Raw genomic sequence first — 24,945 nt, 5'->3', positions numbered from 1 at the left:
ATGTTCTCTGGTTTTTCTGTTCCGCTTCACTGCCTACTGTTTTGCAACCACAGTTTCATTGTGCGGTAACCAGTAATGCCGATGTTCAAAAGCATATTTGGGCAACCGAATACGCAACGGTTTCTGCCCGGAAGGCCAACAGGTACGCCAATCTACATCCTGACCTTGTAACCATAAGAATCGAGAGTCGTCCTCTGCCATATGAAGCCATTGATCTTCTTTAGTTGACGTAGACGAAGCAAAATCCCGTAGCTGCCTCAGCAGATCCTGACGTGATGTGGCAACAAACAGCGCCCGATGGGGTAACGCTGCCCTACCAAACTGTAATGTCCAGCTAACCGCTGGCAGCTCAATGTTTTCATCGTTCTCAATAAAATCCCCTAGCATAGCCACCATTTTTTGTGACGATGCCTGGCTATTAGCCGAAATGGGATAATAATACCCCTCCAAATTGGCTTTAATCTGTTGCGGCGCTTGCGTTGGCGCCTCCTCCAGAATGACGTGGGAATTGCTGCCACCCAATCCGAAAGAGCTGAGTCCAGCGAAACGCTTTTGCCCTGCCCCTACCCGCCAAGGATTTTCCTCTGTCGCCAGTTGTAAGCGCGAATCCACACTATCAATTTCAGGGTTCAAGCGCTGAAACGCGGCACAAGGCACAATGGATTTATGCTGCAACATTAATAAAACTTTAACGATACCTGCTAACCCCGCAGCACCTTCTAAATGCCCAATGTTGGCTTTTACTGAGCCGATATAACAAGGTTGTAGCGTTTCTCTTGATTCATCGCGATTAAAGATCTCATTAAGCGCATTGAACTCTATGGGATCACCCAATGAGGTTCCTGTTCCATGTGCTTCAAGGTAACTGATTTGCTCCGCAGAGACGCCAGCCTGTTGCAAGCAATCCTTGACCAACGCAATTTGCTGTTCAGGATTAGGTGAAGTCAGTGAATTAGCACGCCCGCCATGATTGACCGCCGATGCCCGAACGTATCCATAAATAGGATCTCGATCCTCTAATGCCTGTTTTTGCGTTTTCAAGAACAGACACACGGCCCCTTCACCACGGACAAAACCATTAGCATCTGCGTCAAAAACCCTGCAACAACCATCTTTAGATAACATTCCCGCCCGGTAATAAGCAGCCATGTTGAATGTGTTGCTCAATAGGTTAACACTGCCAACTATCGCCTGTTGGCACTCCCCAGAACGCAATGAATTCACCGCGAGCGTCAGTGCTGTCAATCCACTTGAACACGCAGTATCAATTTGTAAACTCGGACCAATAAAGTTGTAATAAAATGACAATCTGTTAGCCAGCAGGCAATTCAGTGTCCCTGGCGTTGCATAAGCATTTGCCATCGCCATATCAGCCGCAACCAGTTCACGATAATCATTACTGCACGAGCCAATAAAAACACCCGTCTTTGATCCTGAATAGCCAAGCGGATTAGCACCACTATCTTCGATCGCTTGCCAGGTCAGCTCCAACAGCATTCTCTGTTGCGGGTCCATCATAGCCGCGACTCGTGGGGAAATGCCAAAGAATGGCGCATCAAAACCATCAATACTCTCAAGCAACCCGGCTTTTAAGGCTTTTTTCGGCAATGGAATGACGTAAGGTTTTCCAGATGCAAACCGCTGCTCTGGAATCTCTTTTATTACACTGTGTCCGGCTCTTAAGATCTCCCACATTTGTTCCGGTGAATCTTCCGCCCCAGGAAGTCGGAAAGCCATGCCCACAATAGCAACAGGCATCTGTTTCGTATCACCCACACTACTTACTGAGGGAGTAATGGAACTTAAATGTTCCAACAAGGCAGATTTAGCTATCCGTTGTTCATCCGGGCTAAGCGAATGATATATGTGGTGCAAATTATCCATGCTTTCCTCCTTCTATGAGGCGCTGTAACCTTAATGCTGCTTCGCCATCAAGACCTCGCATTGCATTAATAAAGTCATCTAAGGAATGTTTATTCTCAGTCAGTTCAGTTTTGGCTGTGTCAAGATATTCAATCAATCGATGTGGCGAGCTATAACGCCAGAACAGCGTTGGCGATAATTTTCGACGAAAATGCACTGACATCCGCTCTGCAAGTTTGACTGCCTTGAGCGAATCAATACCTAAATCAGCCCAAGTGCGCTGCATCATTGATTCAGTAAAATCTTCATCCCAATTTAGGAAATCCGCCAGCAGCGTACGTAACTGCCCGGCAATCGATTTAACCGGTTTAACTTCTATCTGATGCGCAACCGATCGTGATCCAGACAGAGTACGAACCTGAGCAATAATCTCAGTCAGAAACTCAGACGCCTCTACCCCATTAAGCAGATAGTGATTAAATGCCAGAACGAGGTTCATCTCTTTGTTGTGAGGAGCGCCAATGAACAATGTTGACTGGGAAGGCGGCACAATAACCGGTACGGCAAAGGTGGCGCCATCGTTGCCGGTATATGAGACCATCATAGGAACATCAACATCGACAGGCAGTTTTTCCGCATCTGGATCAAGTACGCTATTTAGATGCTGTCTGAACTCAAAAAAGTCCATTGTCTGTGTTTTCGGTACCTTTAATGAACTCAAATCGCCTTTTTCATCCAGAAAAGCAATACCCAGGTTGATATCCGTATAAGTGTGATAGCGCTCTTGATCAAGCGGTCTTGAACGCAACATTGGGAATTTTTTCAATGCCTGAGAAATCGCATAAGTGATGACCTGAAATGGCGTTATCCACTCTTGCTGCCCGGAAGTCTCCGTTAAATGATGAATGGCGTTATCAACAAGTTCAATCGATAAGGGTTTAGCTGCCCAGCACGGCTGTACGGCAGCACTATTCAGCCGTATTGCACGATTAAGACGCTGCTGATCTCTTGACAGAAAACCGACATTGCTATCTTCTGCATTGCTTTTTTCTGATGGCCTGGTTTCTTCTGATATCTTAGTTTCGCGGTGCTGTTGAAGGTAATCATCTATATGGCTTGGCAATAATGTGCCATATTTTTCCGCCAGTTGATTAAGAATGCGCGGCTCAATTTGGTGTTCTTGTGCGTATTGACGGGTTTTTGGCGGAATACGCGCAGGAGGAGCAGATACCTCAGGAACAGCCTCTACTTGCTCTACTTTTTCTACTTCCTCCACTCTCTCCACTTTCTCCGGCGGAGGCGTTAACTCTTCACTGACCGGGGAAGGCTCTGCCGCCTCACCGACGGCCCTGATGACTGCAATAGGCGCTCCAACAGGGATAATATCATTTTCCGCAGCCAACCATTTTTCCAAGATCCCTTCAACATCAGACTCAATGGTAAAGGCAGCCTTATCCGTCTCCATTTCATAAACAGGCTCATCACGCTTGACATGATCTCCCACCTGCTTAAGTAACTGGATGATGACGACTTCCGTGGTTCCTTCTCCCATCGGGGGAATAAACAACTGTGCCATAAGTTCTCCTTAGCTCATTACCGCATAGACGGAAGCTAAAATGTCATCCGTGCCGGGTAAAACAGCTTTCTCTAAACAAGGATTAAAAGGAATATGAATATCTTCACGCGTCACCAGGCGCGGAGGGGCCAGTAAAGAGAAGAAATTGTCATTCTCATCCAAAAGATCAGCAATAATAGATGCCCCAACACTGGCCGTCCGGGTATCCTCTTGCACAACGATAAGCCGCCCGGTTTTGCGCAAAGATTCCGCAATCCGTTGTTTATCCCAAGGTACCAGACTACGCAATTCAATCACTTCAATGTCAATATTGTCTTTTTCCGCTTGAAGAGCCGCCATCGTCGCAAGCTGAATAGTATTTCCCCAAGCAACCAGTGTAATATCCTTTCCTGCCCTGACGATATTTGCCTGCCCAAGCGACACAGGCGTCACCAACCGACGCTCATGGCGCTCTCTCATAAGGTGTTTAGGAATCAAGATCAGACTCGGCATGTCCAGACTTAACGCGGTACGGAACAATGCGACGGTATCAGCCGGTGTCGTTGGCACCATAACATTAATACCGGGAATATGCGCCAGGATACCGTCCGAGCTTTGGCTGTGCCATATACCGCCTCCTGGGAGATAAGCGCCATAAGGCGCATATATCACCACCGGACAGCGCCATTTTCCTACCGTTCTCCAACTTAAAGTGCCAAGTTGCGACTGTAACTGATTGAGACCTAACCCAACAAAGTCAATAAATTGCAGTTCGACAATCGGACGCCAACCACAGGCGGATAACCCAACAGATGAGCCAATAATCGTGGCTTCTGAAAGGGGAGCATTCATAACGCGATCAGGATAGCGAGTGGATAAGCCACGGGTGAAACCAAAAACACCCCCTTTAGGGTCTTCAATATCCTCACCAAATATCAGCACTTTCGGATTCTGGCTCAACGCCTCGTCCAAGACCTGATTCACCGCTTTAAACTGCGTCTCTTCGGCTTCCATCTCAGCATATACAACAGGAGCGCTTTCACGATTACACAAATAGGTACTGACACTTGCCGGATCAGGCTCTTCCTCGTGATAAACACGCTCAAATATTTCCGCGACATCAGCTCTAATGCGCTCTTTTTGTTCAGCCAACGCTTGCTCAGTAATCGCCCCCTTTTCTTTTAAATAGGCGACATAATTTTCAATAGGGTCCTGTAGTGTTTCCAGTTCATCTTGGGTACGGTACAGTTTGTGAGAATCTGAATTGGAATGAGAATCCAACCGATCCATACGACAAACCAATATGCAAGGCGTTCGCTCAAATCGCGCCTTATTGAATACCTCTTGTGCGACAGGAAACAAAGTTTCCGGCTTGCGGGCATCAACACGGCGAATCCAACACTCGTTAAATATTCCCAATCGATACGGAGCCATCTTCTCCGTTGAGGTACTAATACCCAATTTATTATCGGAAACCACAAAAACGACTGGCAAACGCCTTTCAACCGCAAAGCTGACCGCTTCATAAAATTCTCCCTGCCGGGTCGCCGCATCGCCGACACCGCACACGACAAGCCCATTTTTATTGTCCAACGCGCTTGCCCAAGCAGCGCCAGCCGCAGGAATACATTGGGTTCCCGTCAGGCTGACTACCGAGAAGATATTATGCTCTTTGGAACAAAAATGATTCGACATGGTGCGGCCGGCTGAGTGAGAAGTGCCCTTTCCCATCAGCTCCCTTGTCATTTCAGTAATAGACATACCACGCGCTAATACTAATGCCCGATCACGATAGTAAGGAACCAGCACATCATTCTTTTCCATAAGCTGCGGCAGTACTGCCAGCCCTTCATGTCCAGCAGCCGATACATGGAACCAAGCTCGGCCTTGTCGTGTGACTATCGCACTACGATTATCAAATTCCCGTGACAGCAGCATGTCATAAAGTAACTTTTGTTCATCCAGACAGTTATCCATTGAAGGGCTGTGTTCCTTAAGAGGTACTTCATTGATCTGTACGTCTATCACTCTCTTTTTCCTCACAAATAGTTAACGTGGTAGTTGTCGTTATTGCGCTTAATGCTTGATAAAAAAGCGAACACGGGGTAGTCCCGTTCATGATTACTTGAGAGACTATAGATCCCGATAAAAGAAGCGAACGTAGGGTTATTGCCTACACGAATTGCAAAAGATAGAGGTATACGGTCACAATTTTTAATTACGTTTATACCCGTCATCTTTCAAGTTGCCTCTTTGTTGGCTGCATTCACTCACCCCGGTCACATAGTTTGCTATGCTCCCGGGGATTCGCTCCCTTGCCGTCGCGATGCATCTTGAAATCCATAGGGTATATACACCTAACATGGGGGGAAAAATTATCTCCATAACCATAAATGGTTCCGGCTGTCATGGTATTCCCTAAATTTTTAGCATTGTCCTGAACATAATGTGACACCATTTAAAAAACTCCAACCGATGAACAACAGCCATTCGTTAAGAGCAGGGCCAACAAACATCGGCATTTCCATGATTACAATACAGTTAATACAATACAACTAATACAATTAAAAAACAGGCTCTTACCAGTTCTTTAAAACCCTGTCTTTAAATCCTGCAATGATAAGACATAGGAATAATTCATTACTTTGCTAAATTATTTTAGTGATCAGATTTTTTCGACAAGCTCTTCATTAGGTATTTTTATGTTTAACCAAGACATAGCCTCAATAATAACACGTATTATATCAATCGAACTTGAGACTTTATGTTCACATTAGAATTCATTATGTTTTGTGATGAATATCAATAATGACCTCCTCATATCAAACAATAGATAAAGCTGAATTGACGAAATCATCCAGCATCAATCCTGATATTTTATTAAAATTTAGCTTATTATCTCCTATGTTTTATCATAAAAAAAATTGTAGTAATGCGGGAATGATCACAAAAAGGGCACCAAAAAATTTAACTATATGATTATTATGAATTTATCATCCCAAACAGCGCTGATATTATAATGCAATTAGTAGGATATCAACATATAAAAATATATTTCATAACCCTTTGAATATATTATCAATCATTCAAATAATAAATTAAAAAAATGATAATAAAGAAATATCATTTTCACACTTTGTAAAATGATTAATTCATGGGATTATTTCCACGTCAAAAACTCTTTCTCATTTTTAAATAACAACAACTTTGATGGTCCTCTTGTTTAACATAGATAAACAACTCCACCACTTTCACCATGCCAATCATTCCTGTCGATCTTGCAAACTCAAACCAGAACCCACAGTGGTGAACATTCATCCCACCGTTACTTATCTTTCTACCGAATTTGCGTATTCGATCACAATAGCTTTATCCGGTAAGTAGACTTGATTGCGATCTGCTAACCAACTCAATTATCTTCTAATCTAGAAAACCAGCTTGATAATTTAACTACGATATAATAACCAATATCCTAAAAGAACAGAATATCATGAAAAATCTTCGCTATTTGATTGTCACACCAGGATTGATGTTTGCAACTTCTGCCCTTGCTTCACCTGCTAATAGCATCGAAGCACGCCTTGATGCGCTTGAGCAGCGATTACAACAAGCAGAACAACGAGCCGCCCAAGCGGAAGCACGAGCTACAATCGCAGAGCAACGCGCACAGCGACTGGAACAGCACGCTATCGAGACCAAACAACAGGCTACTCAAGTAGCACAAAGTACCACTTCGCTGGAAAATAAAGCTTCATCAACCAGCAACTTGAAACTGAATGATTTTGGCGATCTAAAATTGTACGGCGATGTGGAATTTAATCTCGACGGCGCCAGCCGAACCGGTCAGCTTACCTCACTTAAAACCAACGGTAATAAAGACTGGAAACCTGGCGACAAAGAACGTTGGAATGTTAATGGCCGCATTTTGGTCGGACTGGACGGTTACCGCCGCGATCAAAACAACAATTTTGCCGGCTTTCGAGTGCAACCGTTGGCAGACATGACCGGCAAAATGAATCTCGACGACGCCGCTTTCTTCTTCGGCAATGAGAAAAACTGGCAGGTAAAAATCGGGCGTTTCGAAGCTTACGATATGTTCCCACTCAACCAAGACACTTTTATTCAGTATTCTGGTAATACCGCCAACGATTTGTATGCCGATGGTTTCGGCTATATCTACATGATGAAGGAAGGACGTGGCCGCAGTAACAGCGGCGGCAACTTGATGTTGAGCAAATATGTCGGCAATTGGTATTTCGAACTCAATACTTTACTTGAAGATGGCACTTCGCTATTCCGAGATAGCACCTACCACGGCAAGACACTGGAAAATAAAAAAAATGTCGCCTATTTGCGCCCGGTAGCAGCCTGGAAAAAAGATCAATTTAGTGCAGCCGTAGCAATGGAAAGTAATATCGTCAATAACGCCTATGGCTACCAGAATAACCAAGGGCAATGGGTCGATCAATCCAGACGCAATGGTTACGGCCTGACACTCAGTTGGAACGGTCTGGAAACCAATCCTGATGATGGCATTGTCGCTAACCTGAATACCGCCTATCTGGATGCCTCAGATGAACACAATTTCACGACCGGAATTAATGTGATGTGGCATCGTTTCGAACTGGGTTATATCTATGCCCACAACAATATTGAAACGTTCAATACCGACAATATGACCGCGCGTATTAATCATCCATTCAGCGAACCGGGTAAATACGATATAAATACCATCCATATGTCATATCAGATTCCTAGTATTATGAATATGAAGAACTTTAATCTCTATCTTGGCGCCTATGTCTCCATGCTGGAGGCGAATGATAACAACAAAATTGCCAACAGTAATAATGACCGACGCTACGGCGCACGCGCCAGATTTAAATATTTCTTCTAAGTTAATGATTATCAAGAGCCAAGTTGTTAGTTTTATCTTTCCGAGTACCGTAAACATCTTGCGAAACGGGAGAAATAATCATGGCTACTTACAGAGAACTGTTGGCTAAAGAAAGTCCTGAAATGCAGGCACGAGTCGCGGAACGGGTTGAAGAAGCCAGTATCCAGATCGCCCTTAGCCAACTGCGTGATGAGCTAAAAATTTCACAAACAGAATTAGCCGCTGTTATGGGTGTCAAACAGCCTTCCGTTGCTCGGATGGAACAAGCTGACAATGATCCAAGGCTACCAACACTTAAGCGCTATGTGAAAGCATTGGGCGGTGAATTAAGCCTTGAGGTGACTCTTCCAACAGGTAAGCGCATAGCTTTCCACCTTTAAGGAAGAAAGCTCGCTCTGCGGACTTTCTTCAGTTTATTGACAAAGTGCTGGTCTTTTATCCAGCACTTTAGTTTAATTAATCTCGGTTTCGTTTAAAAATAGCGATATCACAATCCCATAAATTCGAGCTCAGTTTTTTAGGTTGGAATGTATAAGCAATTAGTCCGGCGACAATTTCCAATAAAAAACCCAGAGAGATAACGCTTTTGCCTTCATATTACTACGGACATGAGTGATTAATGTTATTCCTTCTACTCTCAGCTCATCGCACAAGGCTTGTGACAAATCCTTATTTCCTTAGGTCAACTTAACCGCCAAAAGTTCACCACAATCAAAAGACACATCAATAATATATTACATTCTTCACCTTGATTATATATTTTAGCATTATATTTAATCTAAAAAAATAAAAGCAAATAACATAGAAACATATTTACCATTAATTAACTTATTGAAAAAGTTAATAATTATAATATAAATATGTTTAAAATATATTATCTGTAATTAAACATACAAATTTCAGTATTATTACTCAAATTTTCATTATAATTACTCATATGTCTTAAAGCCCTATTTTGATCCATGCTGAGTACCAATATTAAGACTAAAACTCGTAAAACAGATAAATGGAAGATAAAATTTAACGAGTACCGTTCCTACAAGGATAATCAGACAAAGCTCGTATTAATAGAAATCAAATCCACGTTTTCTTTTGAAGATAGCAAGAAGCGATTGATATTTGAAAAATTGGCAATCTATTTATATTCAAACAATATAAATAGCAGAATTTTATTACTAACAAACTTTTACCAACTAAACTGGCACTGGATAGTCCATTAATTTCTTGAGTTGATGATATACCAGATTTAAAATCAATTAAAAATAATATAACATTCTAATACCTCTTTATATGTAAATTTTTTTTGCCAAATTAAAATAAAAACCCAAGTTGACATTGTATACTTTGCGATCTATTTTCTAATTAAATTTTAGTGAAAATATTTTTATTGTTGGGCTGTTTATGTGATTGGCAGAAGCTACAGTGAAGGCGTTTTACCCACGAAAAAATGGTTAAAATAATGATGTTTAATAATGGGTTATAATTTGCGAGTCATGAAATGATCGGTGAAGAATTTAGATAAAAAAATTGACTTTACTAATCCTTATGCGCTGCTAGCTAGGGATGATAAAGGAAAGATGAATGTCAAAGTATTGTCGGAGGATGCTATTGTTTCACCCGGCAAGAAAGACAATACTATTGAGGTCATTAATTCACTCAAAAAACAGTTATTATAATTAGTAGGTTTGTCTAATGGCCTATTTATTTAAAATTATCTCTCTCATTTATCTAGTAATATTCTTTACTATCTGATTTGTCAGAAATTGATTAATTGATTTTGTAGATCGAAAAAAAGCATGGCAATGTTGTTGTACTTAACTATGCGGAACTTCGATATTCTTATTTATAGGTGTTTTTTCAAATCATAAAATATAACTAAATAATTTTTTGATGTAACTGGTTCTTCCTAAGATATCGTAATTAATTCAATACGATGTCATTTTAGTTTACCCTAATAAAGAGATATTACAATGGGCTGGAATATATTTACTAATGCACCAGATAGTTACCATCTTACCTCCGCACATATCCGCAATAGCTTGCACCAACAAGGTTTTGCTACTTTCAATGCTGCCGATCTTGACCTTTCTGACAGTGAAAAAATCGATCTTATCTCTCTCTGTGAATTATCGAAGTCACTGCCGTTAGATCGATTTGGTGAAGGCGGTCGTCACCGCAGTTATTGCGAAGGAGTGTGGAGCTGGGAAACAGAATCTATTGATTGGAAAACAGGTTATCCGCAGCCCGATGGCAGCGTAGAGATTGATTATCATCAGGGAAGTGAATATCAGCCTGAATTTGGCGGTGTAGTACGCAAATTTCTGCGCATGTCTGACGAGATACTTAATAAAGGACTACTTAATAAACTCATTTGGCACGATCTGAGTCTAACCGGCATGGCAGAGCATTATTCCCGTTTGCTATGTGGTGTACATCTGATCCGAATGCAGGCGCTACCGGGTAAACCGGCAAAAATTACACCTAACTGTTTCCACCGTGATGGTCAACCGTTCACCGCTGTACATTTGATTGAACGTTGCAATGTCGAAGGCGGTGCAACACATATCGCGCCCCCTTATTATGCTAATTGCCAGCTTGAAGCAGTACCTGCTCACGAAATAACTCGCTTTCTCCTTAATGATCCCCTTGATAGCTACATCATCGATGATGCGGCGATTTGTCACTACATCAATCCCGTAATTTGCGATGAAAACGCCAGTGTTGGAGTCCGTACTATCATTCTGATTGATTTCACCCCACTCGAACAGAGTGACAGGTGTCCCCAGTAGCGCTTTTGCTATGAAAGTGGCTGGCAATCAAGGGTGATAGTTTTTACGGCAATCATTAAGCTGCAAGAATCTTTTTATCTTAGGAAAAATTTTGTGAGTAATTATTCAAACACCTTATCAAATGTTCCATTCTTATTACCAACACCAGCTCAACGCAGGCTATGGCTTATTAGCCAAGGAAATATGGACTCAGCATTATATAACGTGCCATTTTCGCTACGTTTACGTGGTACGTTAGATAGAGAAGCGCTTGAACAAACTATTATTTTTATGATTGAGCGTCATCCGGCATTGCGTTCACAATTTCATGTTCTCAATGGTGAATTGCAGATAACATTAAATCCGCAGTGGCCTGAATTACGTACCAGTGATCTCAGCGATTATTCCCAAGAAGAGCGCGAAACCAAAATACAGTCAATCTGTGATAGTGAAGCCAGACATTGTTTTAATCTCAGCAGTGATTTGCCTTTTCGTTGTTTATTGCTTCGTCGGCAAGAAAACGATCATCAGTTGATATTTACTCTTCACCATATTGTATTTGATGATTGGTCTACTCACGTTTTTCTTAATGATTTTAGCCATGCCTATAACCGCTATAAAGTAAGTCAACAGCCTAAGTTGGCGACGATCATCTACCCACATGTCAATGATTCTGTAACAGATATTCATATGAATAGCGCTCGTCGGCAACGCTTACGCAGCTATTGGGGAAAACAGCTAACAGAATTGCCTGAACTACATAAATTACCTACAGATCGGCCACGGCTATTAGAACAACGAGGACGTGGCGCGGTATATCAGAAGTCACTTCCTTTATCTCTCGTTGGACGTATTTCTAAAATCTGCCAACGTTATGGATTGACGCCTTATATGGTGGCGATTTCCGCTTTTGCAGTATTACTGAATCGTTATTCACACGATGAAGACATCGTTATTGGTAGTCCATTTGCGAATCGTCACAATATTGATGAACATGTCCGTCTTGGCTTTTTTATCAATTTATTACCGTTGCGTTTTCGTTTTAACGAAGGGATAAGTTTCAGTGATCTTTTGGTTCAAGCGCGCGATACATTGCTTGATGCCTATGAAAATGCTGATTTGCCATTTGATGAGATTGTCGATGTGGTACAGCCCCTGCGTTCTCTGAGCCATCCCCCTGTTTTTCAGATTATGTTTGATTATTTGAAAAGTCCGGGACAAGCATTACAACTAGATGGGTTAGCAACAGAAGTACAATTTATCCATTCTAGCACCGCTAAATATGATTTAACGTTATCGATAGAAGAATCCCCAAATTCACTACTTTGTCTGGTTGAATTTGACACCGATTTGTTTGATAACCTCACCATTACTCGCATGGTGAATCACTATGAGAAATTGTTAGATTCCTTGTTAAGTGAACCTGAGCGTTCTGTCGCCAGATGTAGCATGTTGCCGCCAGAAGAGCTGGAGACATTGGCTCTCTTCTCCCGGCCGGCAGAACCTCTACCTGTATTGGAATTTATTTCAGTGGCTGAACGCATCAAGTCACAGGTACGCAATAATCCAGATGCACCAGCTATTGTTTGGCATGATCAACACTTCACCTATGCTCAACTGGACGAATACGCGCAATGCCTGCTCGCGAAGATGCGCCAGTGCGGCGTTGAACCGGGTAGCCGGGTTGCAGTATTTATGAGCTACCGGCCAGAAATTGTCATCTCTTTTTACACTATTCTCTCTGCCGGTGCGGTTTATGTGCCGTTATCCCCCTCTGATCCTCGCTTCGCCGATAAGATAAATGATGCACAACCGGTATTGATCCTCTCCAGTGAACAGGATGCTGTTGGTTTGCTTGATTTTCGTGCCATCGTGCTGGAAGTTGACGGGCTGTTTCGTCAACCAGCGCCGCCGGATGTACAGCCAATCTGGCCAGTTCAGGAGAGTGATTCCGCCTATGTTATCTACACTTCTGGTTCAACCGGTAATCCAAAAGGGGTGGAGGTAAGCCACGGGAGTCTGCATGCATCGTACCATGCCTGGCGTCACGACTATCGTTTCACCCAACCCGGTGAGCCGGTATCGCTACAACTTGCCGCACCGATTTTCGATCTCAGTATAGGGGATTTCAGTCGCACTCTGGGCTGCGGTGGATGCTTGGTGATGTGTCCGCGTGAGTGGTTGCTAGATGCCCCTGAAATGCACCGCTTGATGATGAGCGAAGGCGTGACCTTCGGTGATTTTCCTCCTGTGGTACTGCGTCAATTAATTCAATTCTGTCAGGATAATGGGAAACGTCTGGATGGATTATCAACACTGGTGTGTGGAGCTGATGTCTGGTTCGGTCATGAGCTGCATGCAGCACAAGCGCTGTGCCGCCCGGATACGCGTATTCTAGGTTCTTACGGTGTGACGGAAGCAACCATTGATAGCACTGTTTTTGATCCGGAAACACATCCATTGGAAACCGGGCGAGTCATTCCATTAGGCAGGCCGCTGGCTAGCTGTGAGCTGTTCATTGTTGATAAACACCTGCAACAGGCGCCAATCGGCGTTAGTGGTGAATTGTTGATTGCTGGCGTCACCGTAGCGAAAGGATATCTCAATAATCCTCAACTCACGGCAGAGAAATTTATTACCGGCAAATTCGATAGCCAGGGCCGTTTTGTGGTAGATGCTAGTGGTACGCGTTTTTATCGCACCTCAGATGTTTGCTGTTTCCTAGCTGACGGCACTATTGATTTCATGGGACGCAGTGATCATCAGATTAAAATTCGCGGTTTTCGCGTCGAATTAGGCGAGGTGGAGAGCGCATTATTGGAACACGCAGATGTGCGCCAGTGTGCGGTTGTCGCCAGTAATGACAGTACAAATAATAAAATGTTGGTCGCCTATGTTGTGTCATCGGCTGATACTGACACGTTACGTGGTTATTTGTCCCTACGGCTACCCGGCCATATGATGCCGCGTGCCTTCGTGTTTCTCGATAAATTACCAACCACCCCCAACGGGAAGGTTGATCGTAAGCGCTTGCAGGTTCCAGATTTTTCGCTGCCAGAAAATCAGGAATCTATGACAGAACCAGCTAACGCCCGCGAAGAACAATTGCTGGCATTATGGAGAACGGCGTTAGGGGTTCAGGTCATCGGTACGGAAGATAATTTCTTCTATTGTGGCGGCAATTCATTAATTGCTGCCAATCTGATTACACAGATCAATAAGACATTTGATGTTCAGCTTAAGCTTTCCGCTATTTTTAATCATCCGACTATCGTCGAGTTGGCCTCGTTACTGGACAGTGTTGAAAAGGATAGCTCGGAACAACATGTTACTGTACAGCACGTTTCGCAGGTCAGTGATTTACTCTCATTCGGTCAGCGCAGTTTGTGGTTGATTGCGATGCAACAGCCGGATGATTGCAGTTACAACGTGCCTTTTACATTGCGTCTGCATGGTAATCTGCATTTTAGTGCGTTAACGCAGGCATTGAATGACGTAGTGCAACGTCATGATGTATTGCGTACCACATTCTCCAGTCAAGTCAGCAAAGTAAGCGGGCCAGATGGAACATCCAGTTTTGAACCCAGTTATCAGGTTGCGTCTGAATTAACGCTACCTCTGCGCCAACAAAATATCTCCGGCGGCGAGTCTGCGCTGGCATCGAAGTTACGAGAAGAAATGATGGCAAGTTTCGATCTCGCCAATGGGCCACTCATCCGAGCGGTACTGTTTACGCTGTCCCCGCAAGAGCACGTGCTTTGTATTACTCTGCATCACATTATTTCCGATGGTCGTTCGCTGGCAATACTTTTTGATGAGTTACGGCACTGCTATCAGGCACGTCTGGCAAGTAAAGCCCCCACTCTGCCCGTGTTAGAAGCAAACTATGGGCATTTCATTACCTGGCAACGCACTCGACTGACTGAACCGGCGGTACAACAACAGCTTCATTTCTGGCGTCAACAATTGGCGGATGCGCCAGCGACTCTGATACTGAATGATATGGTTGCACCAACCGACGAAGCGGCGGCAATAAGTTGTGTTATTCCCCATGTGTATGTTGAAGGTGTAGAGAAACTGGCTCGCGAGCAAAACTGTACACCGTTTATGGTCTGGTTGAGTCTGTTTGCACTCCTGTTGCGTCAGCAAAGTGGTAAGCGGGATCTTATAGTCGGCACACCGGTGTCGCTGCGCACCATACCTGCATGGGATGCGCTGATTGGCTACTTTGCTAATACTTTGCCGGTACGTATCAATAGCCGTGAGTTGCAAACTTTTCAGCAACTACTGATGCACACGCGACAGGTTAGTCTCGACATTCTTGAAAATCGTGATTTGCCGTTCGATTATTTGGTACAAACACTTAATTTGCCTCGTGTGGCGGGTAAGAATCCTGTTTTCCAAACTATTTTTTCCTGTGAATTGGATCAACCCAATAATGCAACATTGGGAGACATGAAAGTTTCAGATGTCGAGTTGGGGGATTATCGCGCCAAAATTGATTTGGAACTGGCTATTAACCGTGTAAATGGTCAGGTTTACGCACACTTTATGGCAATGCCGGGGGGGTTATCTGCCGTTACTCTGGGACGGATGAGTGAGCATTTGCTGGCTATGTTGCCGCAAATCATTGAAAAACCAGATACGACATTGGCTGATTTGTTGACGGTTAATGCTGGCAGTAGTGCTCAACCAGAGCTCATTGTTGATAAGCCACAGGGACTGTTTCAGTTGTTCCAGCAAAGCCTACCCCAGTATGGCGGGCATGTGGCGCTGGAAAGTGATGAATTGAGTCTGAGTTATCAGCAGCTTGATATATTAACGACATATGTGGCGCAGCAACTACAACAAGCAGGTGCAGGCCGTGGCGATCGAGTTGGCATTTTGATGGGGCACCATCCACATAATGTCACGGCAATGCTGGCAATTAACCGGATCGGTGCGGTGTTTGTACCACTGGCTCCTGACAATGCCGAACCAGCAAATCGGTATGTAATTGATAATGCAGAAATAAAAGCGATATTGTGCCGAAATGAAACCGCGCCTCTGTGCCAGCGTCTTGGTCTGGCGGCAATTAATATCGATGAGTTAGATATAGCCAATGCACCTTATATGACTAACGCACCTTATACAACTACGGCGGCTATCTGTCAGCCGGATGATTGCGCTTACGTTATTTACACTTCGGGATCGACGGGTAAACCGAAAGGTGTTGCTGTCTCCCACCGTAGTGTCTGCCATAACATTCTGGCAATCCGCGATGAGCTGAGGCTTGAACCTTCTTCTCGCATAGTGCAGTACTCTTCCCCCGTGTTTGATGTGATGTTGGGAGAAATTTTTCCGGCGCTTGCAACAGGCGCTTGCGTGGTCTTCGGTAATAAACAGCAACTGTTGCCTGGCAGTGAGCTGACAGAGTGGCTGGCGCATAAACAGATTACGCATATGTGGATTGTACCTTCCGCGTTGGCGATAGTGCCGTTAGTACCGCTGCCCAATCTCCAGGTGCTTATCGTAACTGGTGAGCCTTGTATGCCCGAAGTCGCCCAGCGCTGGTCTGTAGGGCGCAGGCTGATGAATGGATACGGCCCTACTGAATGTGCGATTGTGGTATCCCTTACCGATTATCATGCCGCAGGACAAAATCTGGTGCTGCGTCCAATGGGCGATGTTCGCTTCTATCTGCTTGATGAACAGAGAAAACCTGTGGCACCGGGGGAATTGGGTGAACTTTATTTAGCGGGAACCTGTGTTGCACAGGGCTATCTGGGGATGGATGAAAAAACCGCTGAGGTGTTTTTACCCGATAGTTTTGCACCACAATTAAAGGCTCGCATGTATCGTACCGGCGACATTGTGCGCCAACGCATGGATGGTGCGCTGGAGTTTGTTGGTCGAGTTGACCGTCAGGTAAAAATCCGTGGTCATCGAATTGAACTGAATGCTGTACGGGCCGTCCTAAGTGCGTTACCGGGTGTACGTCAGGCCGAAGCGCTGGCGATCACCGATAGCCAAGGCAATAAAGAGTTGGCGGGATACATTGTTGGCGAAACCAGCCGTAGCGAGATCCTGAGCGCATTACGCCGACAAGTTAGTGAAGTGATAGTGCCGACAGCGCTGTTCTTTCTTGATGCACTGCCTACCGGCATTACGGGCAAAGTCGATTTGAAAGCGTTGGCTGAAATGAAACTGACGCGTGCCGGTCAGCATCAATCTTCCCCTTTGCCAGCCAAAGTTGTGTCATCACTTAGTCGCGTTGAGGCTATCTGGCGTGAACTGCTGGAGAGAGATGAGATCGATTATGACGAAAACTTTTTCGATGCCGGCGGCCACTCACTACGGGTTATGGCGCTATTCCAGCAATTGAATGAGGCGTTTGGCAGCGGCTTATCCGTAACCGATATTTTCGCTCATCCCACCATTCGACAACAAGCTCAACTACTGGACACGCTATCGCAACAAAAAACACCTGTCGCAGTCACACCATTGATAGTCACTGAAAAGACAACAACACCAACGTTGGATGTTTCGACTCAGGATAACAATGCTATTGCGATTATTGGTATGACTGGCCGTTTCCCACAAGCGCCGGATCTCGACACTTTTTGGCAGCGGTTGTTGGCGGGTTATGATGCCAGTGTGGCGTTATCTGACGAGGAATTGTTACAACGTGGTGTCGATCCAGCGCTATTAAATCACCCACAGTTTGTCAGACGCGCACGTTTACTAGAAGGTTGTGCCGAGTTTGATGCACGCTTCTTTGGTTATTCATCACGTGAAGCACAGGTGATGGACCCACAACAGCGGTTGTTTCTTGAGATGGCATGGGAAACGTTGGAATTATCCGGCTATGGCAATGATAGTACACCGCGTTCGGTGGGGGTCTTTGGTAGTAGTGGCTTCAACTATTACCTGCTGGAAAACGTCATGCCAAATAAAGACCGGATGCACCTCGATCCCGGTCAGTGGCAAATAGGTAATGATAAGGATTTTATCGCCACACGTGCTGCTTACAAACTGAACCTTAGCGGACCGGCTGTCAGTATCGGCACCGCCTGTTCGTCATCACTCACCGCTATTCACTTAGCCTGCGAAAGCTTACGGCGCGATGAATGTGATATGGCGTTGGCTGGTGCTGTAGCGCTGGACCCGCAACAAGTTGGCTTTGTCCATGTCAGTGGTGGAATTATGTCGCCAGACGGCCTTTGCCGGCCATTTGACGCTGCGGCCAATGGTACAGCCAGCGGCAGTGGCGGTGGAATGATATTACTAAAACGTCTGTCCGCTGCTTTGGCAGATGGCGATACCATCCATGCGGTAATTAAAGGTTCTGCTGTCAATAATGATGGTGCACAAAAGGTGAGTTACACAGCACCAAGTATTGACGGCCAATCCTCAGTGATCAAAGACGCGCTGCGTAATGCCGGGGTATCGCCTGCCAGCATCAGTTATATCGAAGCACATGGTACGGCAACCACTTTAGGCGATCCGATAGAAGTGCGTGCGCTGACTCAGGCTTTCCTGGAACTGTCTGATAGTGAAGTGTTGCCTGTAGGGAGTTGTGCAATAGGTTCTGTGAAAGGAAATATAGGACATACTGATGCGGCAGCCGGTATCGCGGGAGTCATCAAAACCGTGTTGGCGCTGCGTCACCAGACTTTGCCGCCAAGTATTCACTATCATCAACCCAATCCTGCAATCCACTTCGAACAGACCCCGTTTTCCGTGATCGATATCGCATGCCCGTGGCCGCAAACCAGTAAGCCACGTCGTGCCGGTGTAAGTTCTTTCGGCATTGGCGGCACGAATGCGCACCTTATTCTGGAAGAAGCTCCGCGTCAGCAAGATACCCGTATATTAGATGACGAGCGCTGGCATCTGCTGCCGATTTCAGCGAAAACGCCGCAAGCGTTGATTCAGCAAGGGGAACGCCTGGCAGTAGCACTGACTACCGGTAATCAGCCATTAGCGGATATTGCCGGGACTTTGCAGCAAGGACGCAGCACTTTCAGTGAGCGTGCTTTTGTGATGGGAAAAGATCGGGAGCAATTAATCAATCAACTACGCCAGCTATCGCCGCAGACGGTTAGTCGCAAACAACAGCATCGGCCGGTGATTTTTATGTTTCCGGGACAAGGCAGTCAGTCTATTGAAATGGGCCAGTCGCTCTATCTGCGTGATGGTGTATTCCGCCAGCAATTTGATCGCTGCGCCGAACTGCTACAGCCACACATCAAACTGGATATCAGGCAGTTAATTTATCCGCAATCGGAACGTGACAATGCTATCAGTCGGTTAAATGCTACACGTTATACCCAGCCTGCCCTGTTCACTGTTGAGTATGCTCTGGCCCGCCAGTTACAAGCTTGGGGTATTACACCTCAAGCAATGATTGGTCATAGCCTCGGTGAACTGGTTGCGGCCTGTGTTGGGGGTATGCTCGAGCTGGAAGATACACTGGCATTGGTAGCAAATCGGGCTGCAATCATGCAGCGTCAGCCCACAGGGGCAATGCTGGCAGTACAGGCATCATCTGCACGCATGGTTTCACTGGCGCCAGAGTGTGAATTTGCAGCGATCAACGGGCCTGAGCAGTGTGTGATAACCGGCAGCCATGACAATATCGCTGTACTGGAAGCACAGTGCGACAAGGCAGGTATTTCTTGCCGACGACTAACGACATCCCATGCATTTCACAGTTCATTGATGGATGCCGCCGCACAACAGATGCGGGAATTCAGCGCAGGCTTCACGCTACAATCCGGCACCATTCCGATGATATCCAACATCAGCGGCAGTTGGTTCAGTGAACAGGATCGCGACAATTCTGGTTATTGGGGAGATCATCTGCGTCGGCCGGTACGCTTCTATGATGGTATTCTTACGTTGCTGAACCGTTATGACAATCCAATCCTGCTTGAAGTGGGTCCGGGGAGTGCGCTGACCAGCATGCTGAAAGATCTACAGCAGACAGGCCAAGCTCAGATACTGACCACGATGCGCCGTACTCATCAGCAGAAATCGGATGAAGAGGTGCTGCTTAATGCCATCGGGCAGTTGTGGCAGCAAGGAGTCGCTATCGATTGGGCTGCATTTGGTCATCCACACAAATTACATCGGGTTATGCTGCCAGCGTACCCCTTCCAACGCCAACATCTCTGGTTGGAACACCCTGTCACTACATCAGCCGCCGTCATAAGTACACAACGGAGAAAATTACCGACTTTCACACAGTTATCGGATAGAGAGGGAGTCACACAGTTTACTTGTAAGCTAGATGATCATGTCTGGTTTATTGATGAACATCGCATCTTCGAAGGGCAAGGCGTATTACCGGGCACAGGTTGCCTGGAATTAGTGCGTCGTGCTTTTCACCAATTGCAACCCGGCGGCACGGTTACTTTCAGTGAAGTTTACTTCCCCTCGCCGTTGGTATTATCGGCAGGTGTTGAGCGTCAGATACGCATCAGCTTGACCGCCATTGATAACGGCTTTGCTTTTACGCTGGAATCTCGCGGTGATGGTGATGACATGTGGCAACTCCATGCAAACGGCAATGTTACTGCCGTATGCTCTCCACCAGCAGAGATTGTTTCACCTTATGAGTTACGTCGGAATTTGCAGCTTGAAGAAGTTGCAGAAGCATCGGAGCGTTTCAATCAAGCATTTGCTGACTATGGACCGCGCTGGCAATGCATTGCAGGTGTGTGGATGGGTGATCGCTGTGCGTTGGCGCAGTTGCGACTCAATCCGGCATTTATCGATGATTTGCCTGATATTGCATTACATCCGGCTTTACTCGATTTAGGCACGGTATTCTTACATGCCTGTCTGTTGCCGGGCGATGCTTCAATACCGTTCCATTATGGTTCGCTGACGCTGCATCAACCATTATGCGCCGAATTTTACAGTCTGGCGGTTGAGACGGCACCTCGGACTTATGACATAACGCTATTTAGTTGGGATGAGAACCAGAATTGCAAGCAGGTGCTGGTTGAAATTCACGGTTACAATTTACGTCAGATCAACTCCGCGCCACTCCAGCCAGTGCGTGAGGCGAATGTAGCACGGTGGTGTCGTTATCCTCGATGGTTGCCGAAGCCGCTGGGCGAAGCAAAGCAGAATCGTGCGCCGTGGCTGATTTTTGGCGCCCAAGCCGCTGGACTGAGTGATTTATGGGAAACAGCGACGCCCGGTAGTATTGTTGTTGAAGATGCTGATCAATTTCTGCAACAGGATACTTACCGCTTTAGTTTGCGTCAGGATCAACCCGAAGATTATCAACGACTGATAGATTGCCTGATACAGCAACAAGTGCTGCCAGAACGTATTATCTGGTGCTGGACTGCGACAGGGATTTCTCAACCAGAGGCCGCGTTTGAACAACTGGCGGCTGCGATTAAAGCACTTACCGGTCATCACAAGGTTTTTAATATTACTCTGATTTCCCGTGGCCTACAGGCAGCCAGAGTGCTGGAAGCCTGTCATGCCGCCCCCGCGCTTGGCTTGCTGGGAATATTGACAGCCGAATATCCGGGATGTTCTGCACGTCATATCGATCTGGATGATGACACTTTTGCTACATATCAATCGCTGATTGCAGAACTGTATACAGATATGCAACCGGAAGAAGCAACAGAAGGAATACCGGTTACCAGCATTACGCTTAAACAGGGTGAGCGTGAATTGCAGACATTTACTGAGCTTGATGAGATACCTCGCCGACAAATTCTGCGTGATGGCGGTGTTTATCTAATTACTGGTGGACTGGGGGGTATCGGTCAGTTACTAGCACGTCACATCAGCAATAAATGCAGCAAGGTTAAACTCGGTATTTTGAGCCGCCGGGAAACTAATGCGGCAAATGAAGCTTTACTCGATGTGTTACGGAAATCGGGTGCTGAAATCATGATGTTACGCGCTGATGTTGCTGACGGTGTGGCATTAAATGAAGCATTGGCACAGATGCGGGCAAAATTTGGCGCTATCAACGGTGTGATTCACTCCGCGGGTATTGAAGCCAGTGGATTGCTGGAGCATGGCACGTCACAGGACTGGCGCCATGTGATGGCGGCAAAGGTGAGTGGTACCCAGCAACTGATGACAGCGATTAGTCAGGACCCTCTCGACTTTGTTCTGTTGTGCTCTTCACTTGCCTCATTGGTAGGTGGCATTGGTCAGGCAGACTACGCGGCGGCGAACCGTTATCTTGATGCCGTGGCGCACTACTGGCGACAGCAGGCTATACCGGTAACGTCAGTTAACTGGGATACCTGGGCAGAAGTAGGGATGGCCGTGGATTATGCTGCCCGCCGTAAAGAAAGTGTGATTGGTCTCAGTAATCAAGAGGGCTGCGCTATTTTCGATCTGGCTATCGCCGGAATGGAAGCACAGATCATTGTCAGTAAATTTACTACTGTTCAGCACGCGCAATTACAGAATTCATCGGCGATATCTGATTCCGCCAGCCCAGAGGAAGCGGTTCGTCAATTGTGGTATGAGCTACTGGGTGAAGAGACGATTAACCTGGAAGATGATTTCTTCGAACTGGGTGGCCATTCACTGTTGGCAACACAGATGATCTCCCGTTTGCGTGATCATTTCCAACACTGTCTGACGCTGGCGGAGTTTCTCGAACAGCCGACAATGGCACGTGTTGTCCGTTCTCTATCTGACGATAAAAAGAGCCAAGCTCCTGAGAATGCCCATATCCGCTACTGTCTGGTGCCAATTAATCACGGCGGTAATGGTAATTACTCACCCCTATTTTGTGTGCCGGGTATGGGCGGCAATGTTACCCAATTTATGCCTCTGGCCGCGGCGTTACCACGAGAACTGCCATTTATCAGTATGCAATATTTGGGGCTTGATGGAAAAACTGCGCCGCATCAATCAGTGGAAGAGATAGCAACGCATTACATTGCCTGTTTGCGCTCGGTACAGAAGCAAGGGCCATATCATATCGGCGGTCATTCATTAGGTGGCAAGGTGGCTTATGAAATGGCACGGCAGCTTCATGCTGAGGGAGAAAGCATCGGTTCTCTAATACTACTCGACTCCGCCGCACCACCCTATGCACCGGTTCCATATCAGGAAGATGCTGATATCGCCAAAGTTATTCTTGGTATTTTTGCTTACTACACTGACCGACTGGAAATGATCGACAGCCTGGACGACGACGAAATGCGTGCATTACCACGTGAAGCGTTACTGAGCTATATCCAAGAGCAACTAAAACGTTTTTCGTTGATTCACGCACAGAATGATATGAGCTCGATTAGCGGATTGTTCAATGTCTATCGGGCCGCATCGGATATGTCCCCGAAATATCGTCCAATACCCGTACAGTCGCCAATTCCTATGCTGTTAATAAAAGCGATGGAACCCTTACCGAAAGGGGTTGTTGTACCAGAAATCCGGGAGACCAACGCCTGGGGTTGGGAGAAGTTCTCCAGCCTGCCCATTCGCATCGCAGAAGTGCCGGGGAATCATTATAGCTGTCTGATGGAAGAGCACGTGGCACATGTATCGCAGGCGATAATCCATCACTTTCCGTTGATCATAAAAGGGGGACAGGTATGAGCGATTCTTCCCCAACGGTTCACTTTCCTGAAAACCGACAGCATAAACGCCGATTGGCCGTCATCCTAATGACGTTGGCTGTGGATGCTCTGGGTATCGGAATTGTCCTTCCCGTTTTACCCGATCTGTTGCGGGAGATTGCCCCGCAACCACCGGAAGCGGGTGTGCCGTTAATCGGGTTATTTGTCTCACTATATGCTTTTGCACAGTTCCTTTTCGCCCCACTGTTAGGAACGCTTAGCGACGCTTGGGGACGGCGACCGGTACTGCTTGCAACACTGTTTGGAACAGCGTTGAGCTATACGCTGGTGGCAACCGCACCGTCGCTGGGATGGCTGGTGGCCGGTATATTTTTTTCGGGTTCCACTGCCGCCAGTACTTCCGCTGCATCGGCTTACGTAGCAGATGTTACGCCAGAAGCACAGCGAGCCGCACGTTTCGGTCTGGTCAGTGGTGTTCTCGGCTTCGGCATGGTCGCCGGGCCTGCCTTTGGTGGGTTATTAGGCATGATTACACCTCGCCTTCCGTTTGTAATTGCTGGCTCACTGGCAGCAGTGAACGCTATTGCCGCCATGTTTGTTCTGAACGAAAGTCTGACCAAGGAGAACCGGCGTTCGTTCGACTGGCGCCGGGCCAATCCTTTGGGCAGCTTGAAACTACTGGCGACAGATGGGGTGCTGAGACGATTGGTTTATGCTTCGGCTCTTGGCATGGTGGCTTACGGTATTTTTCTGGCCTGTTTTGTCTTACTCAATGAAATACGTTTGGGCTGGGGACCACGTGAAAACGGTCTGGCTCTCACCGGACTCGGCATCGGGATCATCATAACGCAAACTTGGTTGTTAAAAATGTTCGTGGCGCACTGTGGCGAATACCGCACAGCGATCATCGGTTACGGACTCTACATGCTGGCGTTTATCGCTTATAGCCTGGCCGTATCACCCCTTATTGTTGCGGGTGCAATTGTTTTACATGCATTGGCGTTGATCAGCGACTCAACACTTCGTGCTTTGATTTCATTGCGTGCAGGCAATGAGCGACAAGGGGAGTATCTGGGAGCGCAGAACTGTATGTTGGGTCTGGCGATCACGGCTTCACCTCTGTTGGGTGCATTCTTGCTGCATTTTTCATCTCGTCAGGGACAACCTCTCTATTTTCAAGGTCTTCCCTTTGTTATTGCTGTCATTGTTTGCTTCTGCGCCATATTGATTTTGCTACGTGGTTCTCAGGCAGACATTAAATTACGCGGTTTGTATAAATAAAAAGATCACCAGCCTGTGAGG

At 46.1% G+C, this 24,945-nt stretch carries 9 protein-coding genes and 1 pseudogene; 6 read left to right on the top strand and 4 right to left on the bottom strand.

The genetic code is table 11. The annotated features are described in order from the left end of the window. Nucleotides 1–33: 33 nt before the first annotated feature. Genes B0X70_RS09550 through B0X70_RS09540 form a run of 3 tightly spaced genes read right to left on the bottom strand, consistent with a single transcriptional unit; the run spans nucleotide 34 to nucleotide 5,446 of the window. Nucleotides 34–1,884 (bottom strand): type I polyketide synthase, encoded by a 1,851-nt coding sequence (locus B0X70_RS09550; protein ID WP_217471382.1) that lies wholly within the window; start codon nucleotides 1,882–1,884, stop codon nucleotides 34–36. Further along, nucleotides 1,877–3,439, bottom strand: coding sequence for a biotin/lipoyl-containing protein (locus B0X70_RS09545; protein ID WP_217471381.1), 1,563 nt, complete (start codon nucleotides 3,437–3,439; stop codon nucleotides 1,877–1,879). The genes B0X70_RS09550 and B0X70_RS09545 overlap by 8 nt, the downstream gene beginning before the upstream one ends. A 9-nt stretch (nucleotides 3,440–3,448) precedes the next feature. Next, nucleotides 3,449–5,446: a dehydrogenase E1 component subunit alpha/beta gene (locus B0X70_RS09540; protein ID WP_217471380.1), complete on the bottom strand. Its 1,998-nt coding sequence runs from the start codon at nucleotides 5,444–5,446 to the stop codon at nucleotides 3,449–3,451. A gap of 1,462 nt (nucleotides 5,447–6,908) precedes the next feature. Between B0X70_RS09540 and B0X70_RS09535 the strand changes: the two genes are divergently transcribed. Continuing rightward, entirely contained in the window at nucleotides 6,909–8,315 is a 1,407-nt protein-coding gene (locus B0X70_RS09535) for a carbohydrate porin (RefSeq protein WP_217471379.1), read from the top strand. Nucleotides 8,316–8,395: 80 nt separating this feature from the next. Then, on the top strand, nucleotides 8,396–8,695 hold the full coding sequence (locus B0X70_RS09530) for a type II toxin-antitoxin system RelB family anti-toxin (protein WP_217471378.1): 300 nt from the start codon (nucleotides 8,396–8,398) through the stop codon (nucleotides 8,693–8,695). A gap of 76 nt (nucleotides 8,696–8,771) precedes the next feature. Here the strand turns inward: B0X70_RS09530 and B0X70_RS25945 are convergent. After that, nucleotides 8,772–9,028: pseudogene (locus B0X70_RS25945) on the bottom strand (IS982 family transposase); the annotation flags it as partial. 792 nt (nucleotides 9,029–9,820) lie between these two features. Here B0X70_RS25945 and B0X70_RS09525 point away from each other — a divergent pair. From B0X70_RS09525 to B0X70_RS09510, 4 genes are all read left to right on the top strand, one after another. Further along, on the top strand, nucleotides 9,821–9,991 hold the full coding sequence (locus B0X70_RS09525; protein ID WP_160297016.1) for a hypothetical protein: 171 nt from the start codon (nucleotides 9,821–9,823) through the stop codon (nucleotides 9,989–9,991). A gap of 294 nt (nucleotides 9,992–10,285) precedes the next feature. Next, complete coding sequence (locus tag B0X70_RS09520; RefSeq protein WP_217471377.1) at nucleotides 10,286–11,104, top strand: 2OG-Fe dioxygenase family protein; 819 nt, start codon at nucleotides 10,286–10,288, stop codon at nucleotides 11,102–11,104. Nucleotides 11,105–11,197: 93 nt separating this feature from the next. Continuing rightward, complete coding sequence (locus B0X70_RS09515; RefSeq protein ID WP_246593481.1) at nucleotides 11,198–23,662, top strand: hybrid non-ribosomal peptide synthetase/type I polyketide synthase; 12,465 nt, start codon at nucleotides 11,198–11,200, stop codon at nucleotides 23,660–23,662. Then, nucleotides 23,659–24,924, top strand: coding sequence for an MFS transporter (locus B0X70_RS09510; RefSeq protein WP_046396348.1), 1,266 nt, complete (start codon nucleotides 23,659–23,661; stop codon nucleotides 24,922–24,924). The genes B0X70_RS09515 and B0X70_RS09510 overlap by 4 nt, the downstream gene beginning before the upstream one ends. The last annotated feature ends 21 nt before the right edge of the window (nucleotides 24,925–24,945 follow it).

It is taken from the genome of Photorhabdus akhurstii (assembly GCF_019090985.1).
Taxonomy (GTDB): domain Bacteria; phylum Pseudomonadota; class Gammaproteobacteria; order Enterobacterales; family Enterobacteriaceae; genus Photorhabdus; species Photorhabdus akhurstii.
This window is presented reverse-complemented; position numbering and strand designations above follow the sequence as displayed.